An 18,898-nucleotide genomic window follows, 5' to 3' on the forward strand; every position below is an offset into this window, starting at 1 on the left:
AGCAAATCTGCTAAGCATGCCGACTGACGCACAGGCGCCTGTGCACGCCACCAAATGGACAGATCACCCGCAGCGATATACCGGGTGCGGATGAGCACCCTCACCGACACCCCGCCACCGTCCCGTCGCGCGCCGCCGCATATCCTGACCCTGGTGGCACTTGTCGGCGTATCGACCCTGTCGATGAACGTGTTCCTGCCCTCCCTGCCCGCGATGGCCGAGTTCTTCTCGGCCGATTACGGCCTTATCCAGCTGTCGGTCGGGCTTTATCTGCTGGTCAACGCGGTCCTGCAACTGTTCGTCGGGCCCATCTCCGACCGCTATGGACGGCGGCCGGTCATCCTGACGGGTCTTGTCCTCTACATGCTGGCCACGATCGGCTGCATCTTCGCCACGACGGTCGAGGTCTTTCTGGCCTTCCGCATGGCGCAGGCCGCCGTCGTGGTGGCCATGGTCCTGTCGCGTGCCATCGTCCGCGACCTTTACCCGCAGGACAAGGCCGCCTCGATGCTGGGCTACGTCACGATGGGCATGTCCGTGGTTCCGATGATCGGCCCCGCCATCGGCGGATGGCTGGAAACCATGTATGGCTGGCACGCGAACTTCTGGCTGATGCTGGGGGCGGGCGTTTTCCTGTTCGTCCTGACATGGGTCGACCTTGGCGAGACGGCCCCGCGGACCGGCGGCAGCTTTCGGGACCAAGTGCGCGATTACCCCAAGCTGCTGACCTCCCGCAGGTTCTGGGGATACTGCGCCGCCTCGGCCTTCGCGTCGGGCACCTTCTTCGCGTACCTCGGAGGGGCGCCCTATGTCGGGACGCAGATCTTCGGGATGGCGCCCACGACGCTGGGCCTGTTCTTCGGGGCGCCTGCGCTTGGCTATTTCATCGGCAACTTTCTGTCGGGCCGCTTTTCGCAACGCCTCGGCGTCGACCGCATGATCCTGTTCGGCGCCGTGGGCCAGGTGTCCGGCCTGGCCCTGCTCGTCGTTCTGACGTCGCTGGGCATGACCTCGCACTACGTGTTCTTCGGGTTCATGACCTTCGTGGGCCTTGGCAACGGCATGGTCATTCCGAACGCCACCGCCGGCATGCTGTCCGTCCGCCCCGAACTTGCCGGCACGGCCAGCGGTCTGGGCGGCGCGATGATGATCGGCGGTGGCGCGGCCCTGTCCGCCGTTGCCGGCTGGGTTCTGGTCGGCGCGACATCGGCCCTGCCGTTGGAGTTGCTGATGGTCACCACGGGCATCGCAAGCGTCGTGGCCATCGCCCTGACGATCCGGCGCAACCGGATGCTTGCCGCCTGACCAAACCCGTGCGAACCCTGCTAAACGGGTTTGCAAAGGGAGGGCAGCATGGCGACGCAGAAACTCTATGCCGGGGCCAAGCTGCGCGAAGTGCGCACCCGTATCGGCCTGACGCAGACGGAATTCGCGGCCCGTCTGGGCGTATCCCTGCCCTATCTGAACCAGATGGAGAACAACAACAGGCCGGTCAGCACGACGGTCGTTCTGGCGCTGGCGCGGGAATTCGGCTTCGACGTGACCGAACTGGGCGGCGGGGACGAGGCACGCCTGACGTCGGACATGCGCGAGGCGCTGGCCGATCCGGTGTTCGGTGACGCGGTGCCCCTTGCCGATCTGCGGCTGGCGGCGGGCAATGCGCCCGCGCTGGCCCGCGCCTTCCTGACGTTGCACCGCGCCTACCGCGACGGGCACGAACGGCTGGCCTCGCTGGATGCGGCGCTTGGATCGTCCGGCATGGCCGCCCCCAGCCCGTGGGAGGAAGTGCGCGATTTCTTCCACTACTGCGACAATTACATCGACGCCGTGGACCGTGCCGCCGAAGGCGTGGCGGCCAAGTGGCCCGACCTCGATACCGGCCTTGCACAGTTCTGGGACCGCCGGAACGTGCGCGTCATCCTCGAGGATACGGACCGTCTGCGCCGGTTCGACGGGCGGGCCGGCACCCTGACCCTGTCATCACGTGCGGACCCGGAGACGCGCCGCTTTCAGCAGCTGCATCAGGTCGCCCTGGTGTCGCGGGGCGACCTGCTGGATGCGACGCTGGATCTGGCCCGCTTTGCCAGCCCGGACGCCCGCGCCATCGCGCGCACGGGTCTTGCGAACTACTTCGCGGGCGCGGCGCTGATGCCCTATGACGCCTTCCGCGCCGCGGCCGAGGCTACGCGCCACGATCTGGAGGCCCTGTCCCGCCGCTTCGGCGCATCCTTGGAGCAGGTGGGACATCGCCTGTCTACGTTGCAGCGACCGGGCGCAAAGGGCGTGCCGTTCTTTTTCGTGCGGGTCGATCCGGCGGGACAGATCACCAAGCGCCATTCGGCCACACGCCTGCAGTTCGCGCGGTTTGGCGGGGCCTGTCCCCTGTGGAACGTGCACGCCGCCTTCGAGACGCCGGGCCGCTTTCTGCGCCAACTGGCCGAAACGCCGGACGGTGTGCGCTATTTCTGTCTGGCACGCGATGTCTCGCGCTCGGGCGGGGCATGGCGGGCCCCGGCGCGTCGCCACGCGATCGCCCTCGGGTGCGAGGTCCGGCATGCGGAGCGTATCGTCTATGCCGACGGGCTGGACATGGGTGGCGGGTTCGATCCGATCGGCGTATCGTGCCGGATCTGCGAACGTCTGCAATGCCACCAACGCGCCGTCCCCCCGCTGGAGCGCGCCTTGCGCATCGACCCCGACGACCGTGGCGTCCTGCCTTACGACCTGTAGCCGCAGTCAGCCCCGTGGCGCGCGCCACCCGGCGGCGCGGGCCTCGCCTTCGGAGCAGAACCAGCGTTCGCCCCGCGCCGAATTGATGCTGGTATCGTCGTAGTGGCGACTGCCCGGCAGGTGATAGATCCGCCCGGATGCCGAGATGTTGCCCTTGATCCGGCACGCGCCGGGGGCGACGGGTCGGTCCGACGCGCGCTCGGCACGCCGTTCGGCGCGCCATGCCGCCGGGTCCTGCATGTCATAGGCCCAAAGCCCCCGTTCGAACAGGATCGCGGCCTTCTGCTGTTCGGCATAGGTCGGATCGTCGCGATAGGTGCGGGCCAGTCCCCTGTCGACGAGGTCGGCGTTCAGGTTGCGACCGGCCACGGAACAGGTCGCCAGATAGCGGCCGTAGCGGTCCCGCGAGGACACGAGGCAGGTCGCCATCCTGTCCTGATACAGATCACGGGCGGCGTCGGTGGCCATGCGTCCGCAGGGCACGACCGATCCGTTCCGCGCACGACAGGTCTGCGCCCCCTCGGCGGCGTCGATGCCCAACAGGCGGACGTTGGCATCGGCCCCGATATCGATCGTATCGGCATCGATGATCCGCACCGGACCGGAGAGCGTCTGCGCCGCGACCGGCAGGGCAAGGAGTGACAGGAGCAGGAGCGAACAAAGTCTGAACATGTCCCCGTCCTGCGGCAGGGAATCGGCAGAAGCAACGGGAAATGTTAAGAATTGGTTAACGCGTGGATCATTGCCGCAACACGCCCCGTGCCGCGACCCTGGCCTCGGTCTGGGCAAGGCGCGATTCCCGCCAGGCGATGAAGCTGACGGCGGCGATGATCACGCCTGCCCCGAGGATGACCCAGGCATCCGGCGGCTCGTCGAAAACGGTCCAGCCCAGCAGGACGGCCCAGACCATCTGCAGGAACGTCACGGGCTGCGTCACGGACACGGGGGCCGCCGCGAATGCCCGCGTCATGGAATAATGCCCGGCGGTCGCAAAGATGGCGACGACGAACATCCACCCCAGATCGGCCAGCGTCGGCGTGACCCAGACGGCCAGCGCGAAAGGGGCCAGGCCCACGGTCACGGTGATCGACAGCATCGCAACCACCATCGATGCAGAATATCGGCCCGACAGCGGTTTGGCGCAAAGATAGGACGCGCCGAACAGGATGGCCGTGAACAGCATGGCAAGATGGCCTGTCTCGACCTCCCGAAAGCCGGGTCGCAGGATGATCACCACGCCCAGCAATGCGGCGATGACCGCAAGGATGCGGCGCATGGCCAGACGTTCGCCAAGGAACAGCGCCGCGCCGAGGGTGACATAGATCGGGTTGAGGTAGTTCATCGCGGTCACCTCCGCGATGGGAATCTGCGTCATGGCGTAGAACCACAGGATCACGCCAAGCGAATGCACGAAGCCGCGCGCCCCGAACAGCGCAAGGTCCCGCGGGGCAATCCGCGTCGCAAGCAGCACGCGCGCCACCGGGATCAGGAAGACAAGGCCGAGAAGATAGCGCAGGAACGCGGCCTGCGCGGCAGGCAGGTCCTGACCCGCGTGTTTGACGACCGCCGTGACCGCGATGAAGCACAGCCCCGTCGCGATCATCCACAGGATGCCTTGGAGGGGGCGACCGAAGGGTGTCATGGCGCCGTCTTGCGCCCCGAAGGCCGCCGCCGCAAGGGGCCTGTCGCGGTCATTGCAGATCAGCCGAGGATCAGGCTGATCGCGATGGTCCACATCACCACGCCGATGCCGACATCCAGCACGCGCCACGCCTGCGGCCTTGCAAAGACGGGACGCAGCAGCGCCGCGCCATATCCGAGCGAGAAGAAGAACGTGAAGGAGGCGATGACCGCCCCGGTGCCGAACATCACGGGTGACGCTGCCTGGGTCGAAATGGACCCGAGCAGGACCAGCGTATCGAGGTAGACGTGCGGGTTGAGCCACGTCAGCGCAAGGCAGGTCAGGACAGCGCGCCGCATGCCCCCGGCCTCCTGCCCCGCTTGCAAGGCCCCACCACCGCGCCACGCCGACAGGAAGGCCCGCGCGCCATAGACCAGAAGGAACGCCGCCCCGCCCCAGCGGAAGAGGGATACGATCCAGGGCGCCTGTTCAACAAGGGCCCCGAACCCGGCGACACCGGCAACGATCAGCACGGCATCGGACAATGCGCAGGTCAGCACCACGGGTAGGACGAACTGTCCCCGCAGACCCTGTCGCAGCACGAAGGCATTCTGCGCCCCGATGGCGAGGATCAGGGAAAGGCCGAGGGTGAAGCCGGAGAGGACGGAAATCATGGTCCGGCGATGCCCGCCCCCCTGCGAGGCGTCAAGATGGATCGGCGCTTTCTGCCCGCAGTCGAGCGGCAAGCGCCCTTGATCGGCCGCGCAGGGCGTAGGCGATCGCAACGACGAAGGCGAAGGTCAGCAGGCCGAGAAACCGCTCGTATATGCCGTCGATGCCGTCGGGCATGAAGAAGAACACCGGTGCCAACGGAACCCAGAGGATGGTGACGCCCTTGCATATCCTGCCAAGGATCGGCGCGATGGCCCCCGCCCCCGCCGACATGGCCCATGGGATGATCGCAAACGCGGCACCAAGGGCCCAGACGAGGTAGACGTGGATCACCACGCCATCCTGATCGGAATCCCCGTATTCGTTGCGCGCGCCCACCAGAAACACGATCAGCCCGGTCAGGATCAGGCCATAGATGCCCGTGGTCCAGCCGCGTCCCCCCAGATGCGCATGGGCCGCGCCGACCGCCAGGGCGATCAGCGACGCGGAGTAGGCGTAGATACCGATATCCACGATGAATTCGTACTTGCCCGCGCCAAGGTCGCTGATCGTGTCCGCGATCCAATCGTGATGCGGCACGACGAAATCGGCAATCAGGATCGACAGGGAAAAGATGACGGGGCCCGCAAAGCCGATCATCGCCAGCCCCCAAAGCAGGTGGGGGTGTTCCGCCAGAGGGGCATCGGGCGTGGCGGGAAGATCGGGCTGTTGCATGAAGGAAAAACGGACGATGACGGGATTGGTTCCCCGCCATCGTCCGTCGGTGTCGTGCAGGGCGGTCCCGAACCGCCGTCACGTGGCAGCCGATTACAGCTGCGACATGACCTCGTCGCTGGCCTCGAAGTTGGCGGTCACTGTCTGAACGTCGTCGTCATCTTCAAGCGCATCCAGCAGCTTCATCAGCGACTGCATCCCTTCCAGGTCCAGCTCGGTCGTGGTGGTCGGGCGCCAGACCAGCTTGGTGCTGTCGCTCTCGCCCAGTTGCTCCTCCAGCGCGGTCGACACGGCGCTCAGGTCGGTATCGGCACACCAGACGACGTGGCTTTCCTCGTCGCTTTCGACATCCTCGGCGCCCGCCTCGATGGCCGCCATCATCAGGTCGTCTGCAGACCCGGCAGAGGCGGGATAGACCACCTGACCCTTGCGATCGAACATGAAGCCGACGGACCCCGTCTCGCCCAGATTGCCACCGTTCTTCGAGAAGGTGGACCGGACCGAGGACGCCGTGCGGTTGCGGTTGTCGGTCATCGCCTCGACGATGACGGCGACGCCACCGGGGCCGTAGCCCTCATAACGGATCTCGTCGTAGTTCTCGCCTTCGCCGCCCGATGCCTTGGCGATGGCGCGCTGGATCACGTCCTTGGGGACGGAGGCCGACTTGGCCTCCTTCACGGCCAGACGCAGGCGCGGGTTCTTGTCGGGATCGGGGTCGCCCATCTTGGCGGCCACGGTGATTTCCTTGGCCATCTTCGAGAACAGCTTGGCGCGCAGCTTGTCCTGCCGCCCCTTGCGGTGCTGAATGTTCGCCCACTTCGAGTGTCCTGCCATGGGTCCGCTCCGGTATGATGTCTGACGTTGGCGCGGTCTATACCCGCCCCGGCGGGCCATCCGCAATCCCGCACGGATCGGGGCAGGTCAGCGCCATTCGACCGGGGCCGCCCCCCCGCGCGGTCCGTCGTCGGCCACGCGCGCCAATGCCGCCCGCCCGCCGAAAACGCACGGGTCAGGCAACCCAAGCCTTTCGTTGCGCGTTGGCACGCGATCCCGCTAGACGGGCGCGACACGGCCCCAGCGGGACACATCAGACATGACCACCGATCAGATCATCCTCTTCGCCCTGTTCGGAGGCGTCTTTGCCATGCTGCTCTGGGGGCGGTTCCGATATGACATCGTCGCGTTTTCGGCGCTGTTGCTGGGCGTCATCCTTGGCGTCGTGCCAAAGGAGGATGCGTTCAGCGGCTTCGGCCACCCCGCCACGCTGGTGGTGGCGCTGGTGCTGGTGGTGTCCGCGGGCCTCGTGCGGTCGGGTGCCGTGCTGCTGATCACCCGGACCCTGATCGACAGCTCCCGCAAGGCAGGCGCGCATATCGCGATCATGGGCGGGGTCGGCGCCGTCCTGTCGGCCTTCATGAACAACGTCGCGGCCCTTGCCCTGCTGATGCCCGTCGACATGGCGACAGCGCGCAAATCGGGCCGCCCGCCGGCCGCGACACTGATGCCCCTGTCGTTCTGCACCATCCTTGGCGGGATGATCACCCTGATCGGAACGCCGCCCAACATCATCATCGCGGGCATCCGTCGCGACCAACTTGGCGAAAGCTTCGGCATGTTCGACTTTGCGCCCGTGGGCTTGGTGACCGCGCTGGCGGGTCTGGTGTTCGTGGCCCTGATCGGCTGGCGCCTGATCCCCGGCGTGGCGGACGGCGCGCAGGGTGGCGTGACCGGCAAGGATACCGCGCGCTACGTTGCCGAACTGACGGTGCCCGATGGCAACAAGCACGCGGGCCACCCCCTGCGCACCCTGACCGACGTGGCGGACGAGGCGGGCGTGCAGATCATCGGCCTTGTCCGCGACGGGCGACGCATGTTCGGATCGTCCCGCGATGTCGTTCTGAAACCGGGCGATGCCATCGTGCTGGAGGCCGAGCCGGACGCATTGGACGAATTCCGCGCGGGCGAGGATCTGACCCCCGCCGACGACAGGCGCATGACCCTGCTTGAGGCAGAGGGTCAGGGCCTGTCCCTGATCGAGGTGGTGGTGACCGAGACCAGCCGCATCAACGGAAAGTCGGCGCAATCCATCGGGCTTGCCTGGCGTCAGAGGACCGTCCTGATGGGGATTTCGCGCAAGGGCAAGCGGATCAGCGACAAGCTGCGCCGTACGCAAGTGCGACCGGGCGATATCCTTCTGCTGCTCGCCCCGTCCGAGACGACGGAGGACGTGGTCGCCTGGCTGGGCGCCCTGCCGCTGGCCGATCGCGGGCTGGCCGTGACCGAGAACCGAAAGATCTGGCCCGCCGTGGGCATCTTCGCGGGCGCGGTCCTGTTCGCAAGCTTCGGCCTGATCGATCTGACCGTAGCACTTGGCGTGGTGGTCGTGGCCTACGTCCTGTCGCGCATCGTGCCCTTGCAGGAACTGTATGACCATATCGAATGGCCGGTGGTCGTCCTGCTCGGCTCGATGATCCCGCTGGGGGCCGCGCTGGAAACCTCGGGCGGCACGCAGCTGATCGCGGGATGGCTGACCACCCTGACGGCGGGCCAGCCGGCTTGGGTCGCGCTGCTGGTTCTGATGGTGGTGACGATGACGCTGTCGGATGTCCTCAACAACACCGCGACGGCCATCGTGGCGGCACCGGTGGGCATCCAGATGGCCCGCACGCTGGACGTCAGCCCCGATCCGTTCCTGATGGCCGTCGCCGTCGCCGCCTCCTGCGCGTTCCTGACGCCCATCGGGCACAAGAACAACACCCTGATCCTCGGCCCCGGCGGCTACAAGTTCGGCGACTACTGGCGCATGGGCCTGCCGCTGGAACTGCTGGTGATCGCCGTGTCGGTGCCGTCGATCCTGTTCTTCTGGCCGCTCTAGCCGCGCCGAACCGCCGCCCGCGCGACCCAGACGGTGACGCCCGCGACCACGGCCCAGAAGGCACCGCTGACGCCCCAGAGGCCCATGCCGCTGGCCGCGATCAGAAAGGTCAGGGCGGGCGCCTCGGGTTGCGCACGGTCGGCAAAGGCCCCCGACAGCGATCCAACCAGCGCCGGGATCAGGGCAAGCCCCGCAACGGCGGTGATCAGGTCGGCGGGCGCGCGCGCCGCGATGGCCGCAACCGATCCGGCCGCGAGGGCAAGGGCCACGTAGGCCAGCCCCGAAACGATTGCCGCCCAATATCGGCGGGACGGGTCACGGCCCGCATCCTCGCCGGCCATTATGGCCGCCGTGATCGCGGACATGTTGACCGGCACCGCCCCGAAGGGTGCGATCAGCAGGCTCAGCCCACCGGTTCCGCGCAGAAGCGCCGCGCGCGGGACGGTATAGCCGTTCAGGTCCAGCACCGCGAAACCGGGAACGTTCTGTCCCGCCATCGTCACGAGGAACAGCGGCAGGGCCAGCGACACCATCGCCGCCGGATCGAAAACCGGCATGACCGACACGAGGGCCGGCAACTGCCAGGTCATCGCGCCGCCCCCCAGATCGACGCCGAAGGCCATGACGGCGGCAAACGCCGCAACCGCGCAGGGCATCGCCGCCAGACGATGCCAGCAGAGCCCCGCCAGCCACGCCATCAGGACCGGCAGCACCAACAGCGGCACCGACCCCAGCGCCACCGCAGGCGCGAAACACAGCTTGAGCAACACCCCCGCCAGCAGGGCATTGGCGACAGGTTTGGGGATCGCGGCGACAAGCCGCCCGAGGGCGGGAACGAAGCCCGTGATCACGATCATTGCGGCACAGATCAGCATCGCCCCGACAGCCACCGCAAAACCTCCGTCCGGCGCTGCACTGGCCGCCAGCATGGCCGCACCCGGGGTCGACCATGCCACCGCTGCCGGGATCCGCGTCATCGCGGGCAGGAGCATACTGCCCATCCCCATGCCGAGCGTGGCGAAAAACAACCCGGTTGCCGCCTGCCCCGGGCTTGCCCCCATCGCGCCAAGGCCCGCCAGGACGATTGCGAACGAGGCGGCATAACCGACGAATGCGGCCAGCAGGCCCATGGTGATGGCAGGCAGGGTCAAATCACGCAGCATCAGGCATCATCCGGCAGAGAACGGTCTGCCCGATCTTTCACCGGGCGCCCGATAAGTCCACCAGATGCCTTGCCCCCGCCGCGCGCGCGGCGCATGAACCGGGCATGGCCATGCTGCGCTTTACAATTCTCGGTTGCGGATCCTCCGGCGGGGTGCCCCGGTTGGGCGGACACTGGGGTGATTGCGATCCGAATGACCCGCGCAATCGCCGCCGCCGCTGTTCGATGCTGGTCGAACGGATCACCGAGGCGGGCATCACGCGCGTCCTGATCGACACATCGCCCGACATGCGCGCACAGCTTCTGGATGCCGATATCGGTGCGCTGGACGGGGTCGTCTGGACCCATGCGCATGCCGACCACACGCACGGTATCGACGATCTGCGCATGATCGTCTTCAACCAGCGCCGCATGCTGAACGTCTGGGCCGACGACGTCACCTACGCGGCGTTGGAACAGCGCTTCGGTTATGCGTTCCATACGCCGCCCGGCTCCTCCTATCCGCCGATCCTGACGCGACACCGCCTTGATGGATCGACCACGATCGACGGCGCGGGCGGCCCGGTCACCCTGTCCCCGATCCTTGTCGGTCACGGGGATATCGACGCGCTCGGGTTCCGCATCGGGGATCTTGTCTACATGCCGGACGTCAACACCATCCCCGAGGGCGCGGAATGGCTGTTGTCCGGGTTGCAGGTCTGGGTACTGGACGCGCTGCGCCGCAGTCCACACCCCTCGCACCTGTCCCTGTCCGAAGCTTTGGCGTGGATCGACCGGATGGCGCCTGCGCGTGGGGTCCTGACGAACCTGCACGTGGATCTGGACTGGGCGACGGTCGAGGCCGAAACCCCGGATCATGTCACACCCGCATGGGATGGCATGGTGATCGAGCTGCCGGATGCCTGATCCCTCGGACCGGAGCCCCGCCTGCGGTCGCCCGGACCACGAAAGCCGCGACAAAGGAGCCACGGCATGTTGAATGTGCTGGCCGTAACCATCCCCGTCTTCCTGATCATCGGTGCGGGATACCTGTCCGTCTGGCGCGGGTTGTTCACCCAAGGCCAGGTCGACGGCCTGATGGTGTTCACCCAACGCTTCGCCATCCCCTGCCTGCTGTTCCTCGCCGTCTCGACGCTGGACCTTGCGGCCGGGTTCGACTGGCGCCTGCTGGTGTCCTATTACTCGGGGTCATTGGCGTGTTTCGCGGCCGGGATCCTCGGCACGCTGTTCTGGCTGAAGCGCGGGGCCGAGGACGCCGTGGCGGTCGGCTTTGCCGCGATGTTCGCCAATACCGTCCTTCTGGGCCTGCCGATTGCCGAACGGGCCTTCGGCCTCGAAAGCCTGACACCGAACTATGCGATCATCGCCGTGCACGCGGCGTTCTGCTACTTCACCGGGATCGCGACGATGGAGGCCGTGCGCGCCGGGGGCAGCGGCTTTGCCGGCGGCCTGCGCACCGTGGCCTATTCGATGTCGCACAATCCCCTGATGATGGGCGTCGCCGCCGGATTGGTGGTGAACCTGACGGGTGTGACCGTCCCCTCTCCAATCGAGGAGGCCGTGACCCTGATCGCCCGCGCGGCCCTGCCGGCCGCCCTGTTCGGACTGGGCGGGGTTCTCGTGCAATACAAGCCCGAAGGCGACGCGCGCGGCATTTTCCTGTGCTGTGGAATCGCCCTGTTGCTGCACCCGGCCTGGACATGGGGCATGGGGCGCATCCTCGGGTTGGACGAAGGGCCGTTTCGCGCGGCCGTCCTGACCGCGGCGATGGCGCCCGGCGTCAATTCCTACCTGTTTGCCGCGATGCACGGACGCGCAGTGCGCATCAGCGCGTCATCCGTCCTGATCGGGACGGCCGTGTCCGTGTTCACCGTGTCCGGGTGGCTGTTGCTGTTGGGCTAGGCGCAGGTCAGGTCGGCGCAGGCCGACCCCGTGTCAATCGGCGCCGTTGTCGTTCGCGGCCACCTCGAATGGCCATGTCGGCGTGCGGGTGGCGAATTGCTTGTCCAGTTCCCAGCTGACGAACAGGGGGACGATCTCGGCCTCGCTCGGCGGCGTGCCCAGCCAGTCCGGCCGCGCAACGGGGCGCATCGAGGTATGCAGCCCGTTGCAGAACGGCTGCCGCACCAGCCAGCGGCGCATGTCCTCGCGCTTGCGCGACGAATGGAACGGCCCCCAGTCGGCGGCAACCCCGCGATACCCGCGCGACACCACACCGTCGCGCGGCACGGTCACGTTCAGGATGCGCACGGCACAGGACATGTTCAGCGCGCCATCCTTCAAGGCATCCCCCGTCCGCGCCTGACAGCCGTAGCCGCGCGCCGTCGCGGGCAGGATCTGCACGAGGCCGTACCACAGCCCCCCGCCACCGACCGCCGTGGGCCGATAGGTGCTTTCGTGCTTGGACAGGGTCGACAGAAGACCCGCCCAGAAGGCCTTGCGCTCCCACTCGCCGCCGTCGGCATAGGCGGGACACCATTGTTCGATGTCGCGTGGCACGGTGTCGACCAGCCGCTGCCCGTGACTGTCGAGCGCGCGCATCGCGGCGCGTGTCCAGCGGGACGATCCCCGGATATGGTCCCAGCGCAGGTCCGGCATTTCCTCGACCAGGGTGCGGGGGCGCAGTTTCGGACGGTCCGACGCAATGGGGGCCAGCGGGCTGATGGCCGGCGACGCGGCAACGCGGGATGCGACCCTCGGGCTCAGGGACATGGAACTGCCGGTGGTGGTCAGCACGTCGGCACGGGACACCGGGCGTTGGTCGGCAAACGCGGGCACCCCGCCCGTCAATGTCGCCAGCGCGACGGCCGCCGCGCGGACCAATCCCGCAGATCGATTTGATGCAGTCATGCACCCCCCAAAGTCGTGTCACCCGACGACGCCCGCCTCATGTGGGGTCGCCTCCCCTGACTGACCACATCGGCAGGCCGCAGGAATCAGGCCGGGTAACGTGCCCGGCTCACGGCCGGCGCTTCCTTAACACCAAGGAGGAGATTCGGCAAAGCCCGCAGACTCCGGCGTCCGCACCACCGCTTGCCCCCCGCCAGAGAGCGTCTTAAACCGCTGCCGGAGATGCCACCAACAGGCTGCCCCACGCCCCTCCCGGAGACCACACCATGCTCGACGTGACCGCACCCACCCCGAAACCCCGCGTCATCGCGGGCGAAAAGCACGACTGGGAACTCGTCATCGGGATGGAGGTGCACGCGCAGGTGTCCTCGAACGCCAAGCTGTTTTCCGGTGCCTCGACGAAATTCGGTGCGGAGCCGAACTCCAACGTGGCCTTCGTCGACGCGGGCATGCCCGGCATGCTGCCCGTCATCAACGAATTCTGCGTCGAACAGGCGGTGCGCACGGGCCTTGGCCTGAACGCGGAAATCCACCTGAAATCCGCCTTCGACCGCAAGAACTACTTCTACCCCGACCTGCCGCAGGGCTATCAGATCAGCCAGCTGTATCACCCCATCGTGGGCGAGGGCGAGGTGCTGGTCGAACTGGGCGACGGCACCGCGCGCGTCGTGCGCATCGAGCGCATCCACCTCGAACAGGACGCGGGCAAGTCGATCCACGACATGGATCCGACCATGTCTTTCGTCGACCTCAACCGCACCGGCGTCGCCCTGATGGAGATCGTGTCGCGCCCCGACATCCGCGGCCCCGAGGAGGCGGCGGCCTATGTCGTCAAGCTGCGTCAGATCCTGCGCTATCTGGGCACCTGCGACGGCAACATGCAGAACGGCAACCTGCGCGCAGACGTCAACGTCTCCGTCTGCCGCCCCGGCCAGTATGAGAAATACCAGGAAACGCAGGATTTCGGCCATCTCGGCACCCGCTGCGAGATCAAGAACATGAACTCCATGCGCTTCATCCAGGCTGCCATCGACGTGGAGGCCAAGCGCCAGATCGCAATCATCGAGGCCGGCGGCGAGGTGACGCAGGAGACCCGCCTCTACGATCCCGACAAGAACGAGACGCGGTCGATGCGGTCGAAGGAAGAGGCGCATGACTACCGCTATTTCCCCGACCCCGACCTGTTGCCGTTGGAGATCGAACAGGCCTGGGTCGACGACATCGCCGCCAGCCTGCCCGAACTGCCCGACGCCAAGAAGGCGCGCTTCATCGCCGATTTCGGCCTGTCCGACTACGACGCCAGCGTGCTGACCGCCGATACCGGCGACGCGGCCTTCTTCGAGGCGGTCGCGGCCGCGTCCGGCGCCGATGACAAGGGTGGCAAGCTGGCCGCGAACTGGGTCATCAACGACCTCTTCGGGCGGCTCAAGATCGACGAGAAGGACATCGCCACCTCGCCCATCAGCCCCGCGCAACTGGGCGGCATCATTCAGCTGATCCGGTCCGACGCCATCTCGGGCAAGATCGCCAAGGATCTGTTCGAGATCGTCTATACCGAGGGCGGAGACCCCGCGCAGATCGTCGAAGACCGCGGCATGAAGCAGGTCACCGACACCGGTGCCATCGAGGTCGCGGTGGACGAGATCATCGCCGCGAACCCCGCGCAGGTCGAAAAGGCACAGGCCAACCCCAAGCTTGCGGGCTGGTTCGTGGGCCAGACGATGAAGGCGATGGGCGGCAAGGCGAACCCCAAGGCCGTGAACCAGATCGTGGCGACGAAACTGGGGCTTTGACCCGGACCGCCAAGGCATAGGGGCCGCATGGCGCGGCCCCGCGTGATCAGGAATAAATGCCGCGGAGGGTGCCCCCGGCGCAGCAAAAATGCGGTTTTCATCAAATTGTCCGGTTGTTCCGGATACGGCGACATTGACGCAACGACAGGCGGATTGCCCTGCGCGGGTCGTCCGTCCGCCTTTGCGTCGCCGCAATGCCCCCCTAGCGCGGGGGGATGCGACACGACCCCCGGATGATGGAACCAATCTACGAATTTCAGGTCGTCCCCGCGCCGCGCAAGGGCGAACGGGTCGAGGGGTTGCGCACGGATGCCGCCCGCATGGCGAATACGCTGACGGAGTTGCTCAACGACATGGCCCTGGACGGATGGGATTATGTCCGCGCCGATACCTTGCCGAATGACATGTCCGGTGACCTGTCCGGAACGGCCCCGCCGACCATGACACTGCTTGTCTTTCGTCGCGTCCTGACGGTTCTTGAAACCGACCTGCCCCTGCCCGCCCCGCGCAGGCCCGCCTGATCATGGGCGGACTGGCGCGCACGGACCGGGCGTTTGCCGTCGCGATCCCCGATCGGCCGACGGGCCGTCGGACCCCCAAACCGTCGTTCCCATTAAAGAAACACCCTGTTCGCACCATACCCGGCGACTCTGCCTGACCCAGAGGTTAACCTGCGCTTAACATGTCAGATGACGCACCATACCAGACGTTCGAATATCGGGTCGTCCCGGCACCCCGGCGTGGTGAAAAGGCCAAGGGCGTCCGGTCCGGCGAGGCCCGCTTTGCGCTTGCCATGTCGCGGCTGTTCAACCGCATGGGCGAGATGGGGTGGGAATACGTGCGCGCCGATACCCTTCCGGCCGAGGAACGCGTCGGCCTGACCGGGTCCGAAGTGCGCTATCACGCCCTTCTGGTCTTTCGCCGCTCGACCCAGCCTGTGCAGATGACGCCACCGGCGCCACAACCCGTGATCGAAGCCGCGCGGCCTGCTCTCCTCCTGACGGCCCCGCTGTCCGAGTGGGAAGGCTTCGAGGAGCAGGAAGTGCAGGAGGCCGAGGTGATCAACCTTCTGTCTGCCCGCGCCCGTCCCGTCGCCGCGGAATGACCCGGGGCGTCGCCCCCGCAACCGGCCATACGCCGCCGTCGCGTCAGGCGCTGTTGGACAGGTCCATCGATAGCGCGTGAATGCGGTCCATGGCGTCGCCCAAGGCCGCGTGAACCATACGATGACGTTCGATGCGTGACTTGCCGTCAAAGGCCTTTGCCCAGATGACGACGTGCCAATGACTTTCCCCACTGCCGTCGTCGCCCGAATGGCCCGCGTGCTGCGCGCTTTCGTTGTGCACCTCCAGATGGCTCGGCTTGAGGGCCGCATCGAGGCGTGCGCGAATTGTCGCTTCCATTGTCATCAAAAACCTGTCCCTGCCTCTTCCCTCTGACGCCACAATCACTAGACTGCCAAACCTCTGACCGGAAGGGGGCTAAAGCCATGACGAAGAGCGATCCATTCAATTTCGACATGCGGGTCTCCAGCGCGAAAAAGCGCAACCCGCGTGGGCGGCGGGGCATGTCGGGCGCGGTGGAAACATCGACGCGGGAATGCGACCACGAAGGCTGCACCGAGGCGGGCCAGTACCGCGCGCCGAAAAGCCGCGATACGACCGATGACTACTACTGGTTCTGCAAGGAGCACGTGCGCGAATACAACGCCAAGTGGTCCTTCTTCGACGGCGCGACCGAGGCGGAAATCGCCGCGCAGGACGCCAAGGACCACAAGACGAAGCCGTTTCGCAAGACGGTGGAGGAACGGGCATGGGCCCGTCTGGGCATCGAGGACCCGCATTCCGTGCTGGGCGGAAACGCCACCCGCAACCCGGGACGCGGCGTTGTCGGGCGCAAGCTTCCGCCGACGGAGCGCAAGGCCCTCGAGATCCTCGAAGGCAAGGATGATTGGGACAAGGCGATGATCCGCAAGGCCTACAAGTCGCTGATCAAGGTCCTGCACCCGGACATCAACGGCGGCGACCGCTCTCAGGAGGAGCAGCTCTCGGAGGTGGTCTGGGCATGGGATCAGTTGAAGGACAGCCGCAACTTCAAGTGACCGCGTGGCGGCACCGGGACGCGACAGGATCAGTCATCGGTGCCGCCGCGGTCATGCCAGTCACGCAAGGCCGTATGCAGGGGGGCCAACGGTTCGGGGCGATAGGGGCGGAAGGCGTCGCCCTTGCCCTCGTACCCCCAACGCAGACGCGCAGGGCCGCTGACCTCGGACAAATCAGACAGCGCATCGCGCGGGGCGCCGAACCGCCGCATCAGCGCCGTGAACAGCCCACCCTTCGGCACGGTGTTGTTGGCCAGCGGCGCCATCGGATCCCCCTCGGCCAGAATAGCCGCGGACACGAGCGGATCGAAGGTCACGCCTGCCTCCTCTGCCCCCTCCATCATCCACAGAAGGGCAAGCGCGCTGAGCCCCGTGATGTCGCCGCCGCCACCAACGGACCCGTGATCGCCGGCGAAATACGCCTGACGATACCGGCCCGGCGCGGCGGCATTCAGACGGTCGAGGTTTGTCCACAGGGTTGGCCGAAAGGCGCGGCGGCGTTCATCGATCGCGACCGCATGGCGGGCGGACAGCACCATGCCGGTCAGGTCCGTGTCGTGAAAGGCATGCTTGCGGTTCAGAAACGGGGCCGCTGACACGATACCGGGCACGCCCAATGCGCCCACCGTATCCCAGACACCGAGGTAGGAGACTTCGAAGGGCACCGCCTGCGTCGCGCCGAATTCGGCGTAGATCGGCGCATCCTGCGGGTCGGTCATGATCCAGGGCGAATGCAGCGCCCGCCATTCGGCATTGCGGGCCTGCCGCCGTTCGGACGATTCCAGCCGCCGCTCCGAATACCGGGCGACCGCTTCGGGCAGGTGATGCAGATCGGCGCGCGCCAGCAGGCCGGTGAAACGGATGAACCCGACCAGCGAGCGCGCCGTGAAGGCCCCGCGCGAAAAGCCGAAGACCTGAACCTCGTCACCCGGTTCATAGAGGAACACGAGGTGCCGATAGGCCTCGACCACGTTGTCCATCAGGCCCAGCCCCATCGCCCCGCCCAGCGCGCGGTCCAGCGCGCGGGTGGTCCGCGTCACACCGCGCCGCCCGGTGCCCACCCCTTCGATATAGAGCGGCACCTGCACCCGCCCGTCGGCGCCCACCGGCGACAACGCCTGCCCCAGACGGACGACATTGGTGGGATGGGGCGCGTCGACCCTGTTCCACGTCCCGTCGCAAAGGATCACGATCCGTTTCATGGGGCCGACCCTATCAGGGTTTCGCGGGACATCGCAGTCCGGCTTTCCTTACCCGCCGTCGCGGGGCATGGCGCCTGCGCGCGGATGCCCCCCTTCCCCTTGCGACGCCCCGGGATATGTACCAAACGGACAGGCGGACACGAAGGAGAACACCGATGGCGGACGGCACCATGGAACCACAGGCAAAACCAGACACCGACCTGTCCGTACGCGACGTGTTCGGCATCGACAGCAACATGACGATCAAGGGCTTTTCGGAACCGTCCGAGCGCGTGCCCGAGATCGACCCGACCTACAAATTCGACCCCGACACCACGCTGGCCATCCTTGCGGGATTTGGCTGGAACCGCCGCGTGATGGTTCAGGGCTATCACGGCACCGGCAAGTCGACGCATATCGAACAGGTCGCCGCGCGACTCAACTGGCCCGCCGTGCGCGTCAACCTCGACAGTCACATCAGCCGCATCGACCTGATCGGCAAGGACGCGATCAAGCTGCGCGACGGCGTTCAGGTCACGGAGTTCCACGAAGGCATCCTGCCCTGGGCCCTGCGGAACCCCGTTGCCATCGTGTTCGACGAATACGACGCGGGCCGCGCCGACGTGATGTTCGTGATCCAGCGCGTGCTGGAGCATGATGGCAAGCTGACGCTGATGGATCAGAACAAGATCATCACGCCGCACCCGTCGTTCCGCCTGTTCGCCACCGCCAACACGGTGGGCCTGGGCGACACCACGGGCCTGTATCACGGCACGCAGCAGATCAACCAGGCGCAGATGGACCGCTGGTCCCTCGTGGCGACGTTGAACTACCTGTCCCACGATGCGGAGACGGCGATCGTCATCTCCAAGCAGCCGCATTACAACACCGCCGAGGGGCGCAAGACGATCTCGCGCATGGTGACCGTGGCCGACCTGACCCGCACGGCCTTCATGAACGGCGACCTGTCGACCGTCATGTCGCCGCGGACGGTCATCGCCTGGGCCCAGAACGCCGAGATCTTCCGCGACGTCGGCTACGCTTTCCGCCTGTCGTTCCTCAACAAGTGCGACGAGCTGGAGCGGCAGACGGTCGCCGAGTTCTACCAGCGCTGCTTCGACGAGGAACTGCCGGAGAGTGCGGCGAGCATGTCGCTCGGCTAAGCTGCGAACGTGCATCGGCCTTCCGCGCCGGTGCAC

Annotated in this window: 19 protein-coding genes; 10 read left to right on the forward strand and 9 right to left on the reverse strand. The window is 66.7% G+C overall.

Annotated elements, in window-relative coordinates; translation table 11 throughout:
- Nucleotides 1–90 precede the first annotated feature (90 nt).
- Nucleotides 91–1,305, forward strand: a complete 1,215-nt coding sequence (locus tag V6N07_RS06845) for a multidrug effflux MFS transporter (RefSeq protein ID WP_371155027.1) — start codon at nt 91–93, stop codon at nt 1,303–1,305.
- Between the two features lie 48 nt (nt 1,306–1,353).
- Nucleotides 1,354–2,730, forward strand: a complete 1,377-nt coding sequence (locus tag V6N07_RS06850; protein WP_371155028.1) for a short-chain fatty acyl-CoA regulator family protein — start codon at nt 1,354–1,356, stop codon at nt 2,728–2,730.
- Between the two features lie 6 nt (nt 2,731–2,736).
- On the opposite strand, the gene V6N07_RS06855 is transcribed toward V6N07_RS06850, so the two are convergent.
- The 5 genes from V6N07_RS06855 to V6N07_RS06875 form a co-directional block, all read right to left on the reverse strand.
- Complete coding sequence (locus V6N07_RS06855; protein WP_371155030.1) at nt 2,737–3,402, reverse strand: thermonuclease family protein; 666 nt, start codon at nt 3,400–3,402, stop codon at nt 2,737–2,739.
- A gap of 67 nt (nt 3,403–3,469) precedes the next feature.
- Complete coding sequence (locus tag V6N07_RS06860) at nt 3,470–4,372, reverse strand: DMT family transporter (RefSeq protein ID WP_371155032.1); 903 nt, start codon at nt 4,370–4,372, stop codon at nt 3,470–3,472.
- Between the two features lie 59 nt (nt 4,373–4,431).
- Nucleotides 4,432–5,025 (reverse strand): LysE/ArgO family amino acid transporter, encoded by a 594-nt coding sequence (locus tag V6N07_RS06865; RefSeq protein WP_371155033.1) that lies wholly within the window; start codon nt 5,023–5,025, stop codon nt 4,432–4,434.
- A 31-nt stretch (nt 5,026–5,056) separates the two neighbouring features.
- A complete protein-coding gene (locus tag V6N07_RS06870; RefSeq protein ID WP_371155034.1) occupies nt 5,057–5,737 on the reverse strand; it encodes a DUF998 domain-containing protein in 681 nt (226 codons plus the stop codon).
- A 93-nt stretch (nt 5,738–5,830) separates the two neighbouring features.
- Nucleotides 5,831–6,571 carry a YebC/PmpR family DNA-binding transcriptional regulator gene (locus V6N07_RS06875; protein ID WP_371155036.1) on the reverse strand — a complete coding sequence of 247 codons (741 nt, stop codon included), beginning with the start codon at nt 6,569–6,571 and terminating at the stop codon, nt 5,831–5,833.
- A 259-nt stretch (nt 6,572–6,830) separates the two neighbouring features.
- Here V6N07_RS06875 and V6N07_RS06880 point away from each other — a divergent pair, with 259 nt between their 5' ends.
- Nucleotides 6,831–8,612, forward strand: a complete 1,782-nt coding sequence (locus V6N07_RS06880) for an SLC13 family permease (RefSeq protein WP_371155038.1) — start codon at nt 6,831–6,833, stop codon at nt 8,610–8,612.
- Here the strand turns inward: V6N07_RS06880 and V6N07_RS06885 are convergent.
- On the reverse strand, nt 8,609–9,775 hold the full coding sequence (locus V6N07_RS06885; RefSeq protein ID WP_371155040.1) for a benzoate/H(+) symporter BenE family transporter: 1,167 nt from the start codon (nt 9,773–9,775) through the stop codon (nt 8,609–8,611). The two genes, V6N07_RS06880 and V6N07_RS06885, sit on opposite strands and share 4 nt — an antisense overlap.
- A gap of 104 nt (nt 9,776–9,879) precedes the next feature.
- On the opposite strand from V6N07_RS06885, the gene V6N07_RS06890 reads away from it, so the two are divergent.
- A complete protein-coding gene (locus V6N07_RS06890; RefSeq protein ID WP_371155042.1) occupies nt 9,880–10,680 on the forward strand; it encodes an MBL fold metallo-hydrolase in 801 nt (266 codons plus the stop codon).
- 66 nt (nt 10,681–10,746) lie between these two features.
- Nucleotides 10,747–11,676 (forward strand): AEC family transporter, encoded by a 930-nt coding sequence (locus tag V6N07_RS06895; protein WP_371155044.1) that lies wholly within the window; start codon nt 10,747–10,749, stop codon nt 11,674–11,676.
- Between the two features lie 33 nt (nt 11,677–11,709).
- On the opposite strand, the gene V6N07_RS06900 is transcribed toward V6N07_RS06895, so the two are convergent.
- Nucleotides 11,710–12,624, reverse strand: coding sequence for a transglycosylase SLT domain-containing protein (locus tag V6N07_RS06900; RefSeq protein WP_371155046.1), 915 nt, complete (start codon nt 12,622–12,624; stop codon nt 11,710–11,712).
- A gap of 266 nt (nt 12,625–12,890) precedes the next feature.
- Between V6N07_RS06900 and gatB the strand changes: the two genes are divergently transcribed.
- The 3 genes from gatB (at nt 12,891) to V6N07_RS06915 (ending at nt 15,522) form a co-directional block, all read left to right on the forward strand.
- The gene (gene gatB / locus V6N07_RS06905) at nt 12,891–14,417 is read left to right on the forward strand and encodes an Asp-tRNA(Asn)/Glu-tRNA(Gln) amidotransferase subunit GatB (protein ID WP_371155048.1); all 1,527 of its coding nucleotides are present in this window, start codon (nt 12,891–12,893) and stop codon (nt 14,415–14,417) included.
- A 233-nt stretch (nt 14,418–14,650) separates the two neighbouring features.
- Nucleotides 14,651–14,938: a DUF4177 domain-containing protein gene (locus tag V6N07_RS06910; RefSeq protein ID WP_371155050.1), complete on the forward strand. Its 288-nt coding sequence runs from the start codon at nt 14,651–14,653 to the stop codon at nt 14,936–14,938.
- 161 nt (nt 14,939–15,099) lie between these two features.
- Complete coding sequence (locus tag V6N07_RS06915; RefSeq protein ID WP_371155052.1) at nt 15,100–15,522, forward strand: hypothetical protein; 423 nt, start codon at nt 15,100–15,102, stop codon at nt 15,520–15,522.
- Between the two features lie 43 nt (nt 15,523–15,565).
- On the opposite strand, the gene V6N07_RS06920 is transcribed toward V6N07_RS06915, so the two are convergent.
- On the reverse strand, nt 15,566–15,820 hold the full coding sequence (locus tag V6N07_RS06920) for a BolA family protein (protein ID WP_371155054.1): 255 nt from the start codon (nt 15,818–15,820) through the stop codon (nt 15,566–15,568).
- A gap of 86 nt (nt 15,821–15,906) precedes the next feature.
- Here V6N07_RS06920 and V6N07_RS06925 point away from each other — a divergent pair, with 86 nt between their 5' ends.
- Nucleotides 15,907–16,518, forward strand: coding sequence for a DnaJ domain-containing protein (locus V6N07_RS06925; RefSeq protein ID WP_371155056.1), 612 nt, complete (start codon nt 15,907–15,909; stop codon nt 16,516–16,518).
- A gap of 29 nt (nt 16,519–16,547) precedes the next feature.
- On the opposite strand, the gene V6N07_RS06930 is transcribed toward V6N07_RS06925, so the two are convergent.
- Nucleotides 16,548–17,720 carry a DUF2235 domain-containing protein gene (locus V6N07_RS06930; protein ID WP_371155058.1) on the reverse strand — a complete coding sequence of 391 codons (1,173 nt, stop codon included), beginning with the start codon at nt 17,718–17,720 and terminating at the stop codon, nt 16,548–16,550.
- Between the two features lie 155 nt (nt 17,721–17,875).
- Here V6N07_RS06930 and cobS point away from each other — a divergent pair, with 155 nt between their 5' ends.
- Nucleotides 17,876–18,862, forward strand: coding sequence for a cobaltochelatase subunit CobS (cobS, locus tag V6N07_RS06935; RefSeq protein WP_371155060.1), 987 nt, complete (start codon nt 17,876–17,878; stop codon nt 18,860–18,862).
- The last annotated feature ends 36 nt before the right edge of the window (nt 18,863–18,898 follow it).

Origin of the sequence: Jannaschia sp. 2305UL9-9, from assembly GCF_041403465.1 — a bacterium.
In the GTDB taxonomy this organism is placed as follows: domain Bacteria; phylum Pseudomonadota; class Alphaproteobacteria; order Rhodobacterales; family Rhodobacteraceae; genus Jannaschia.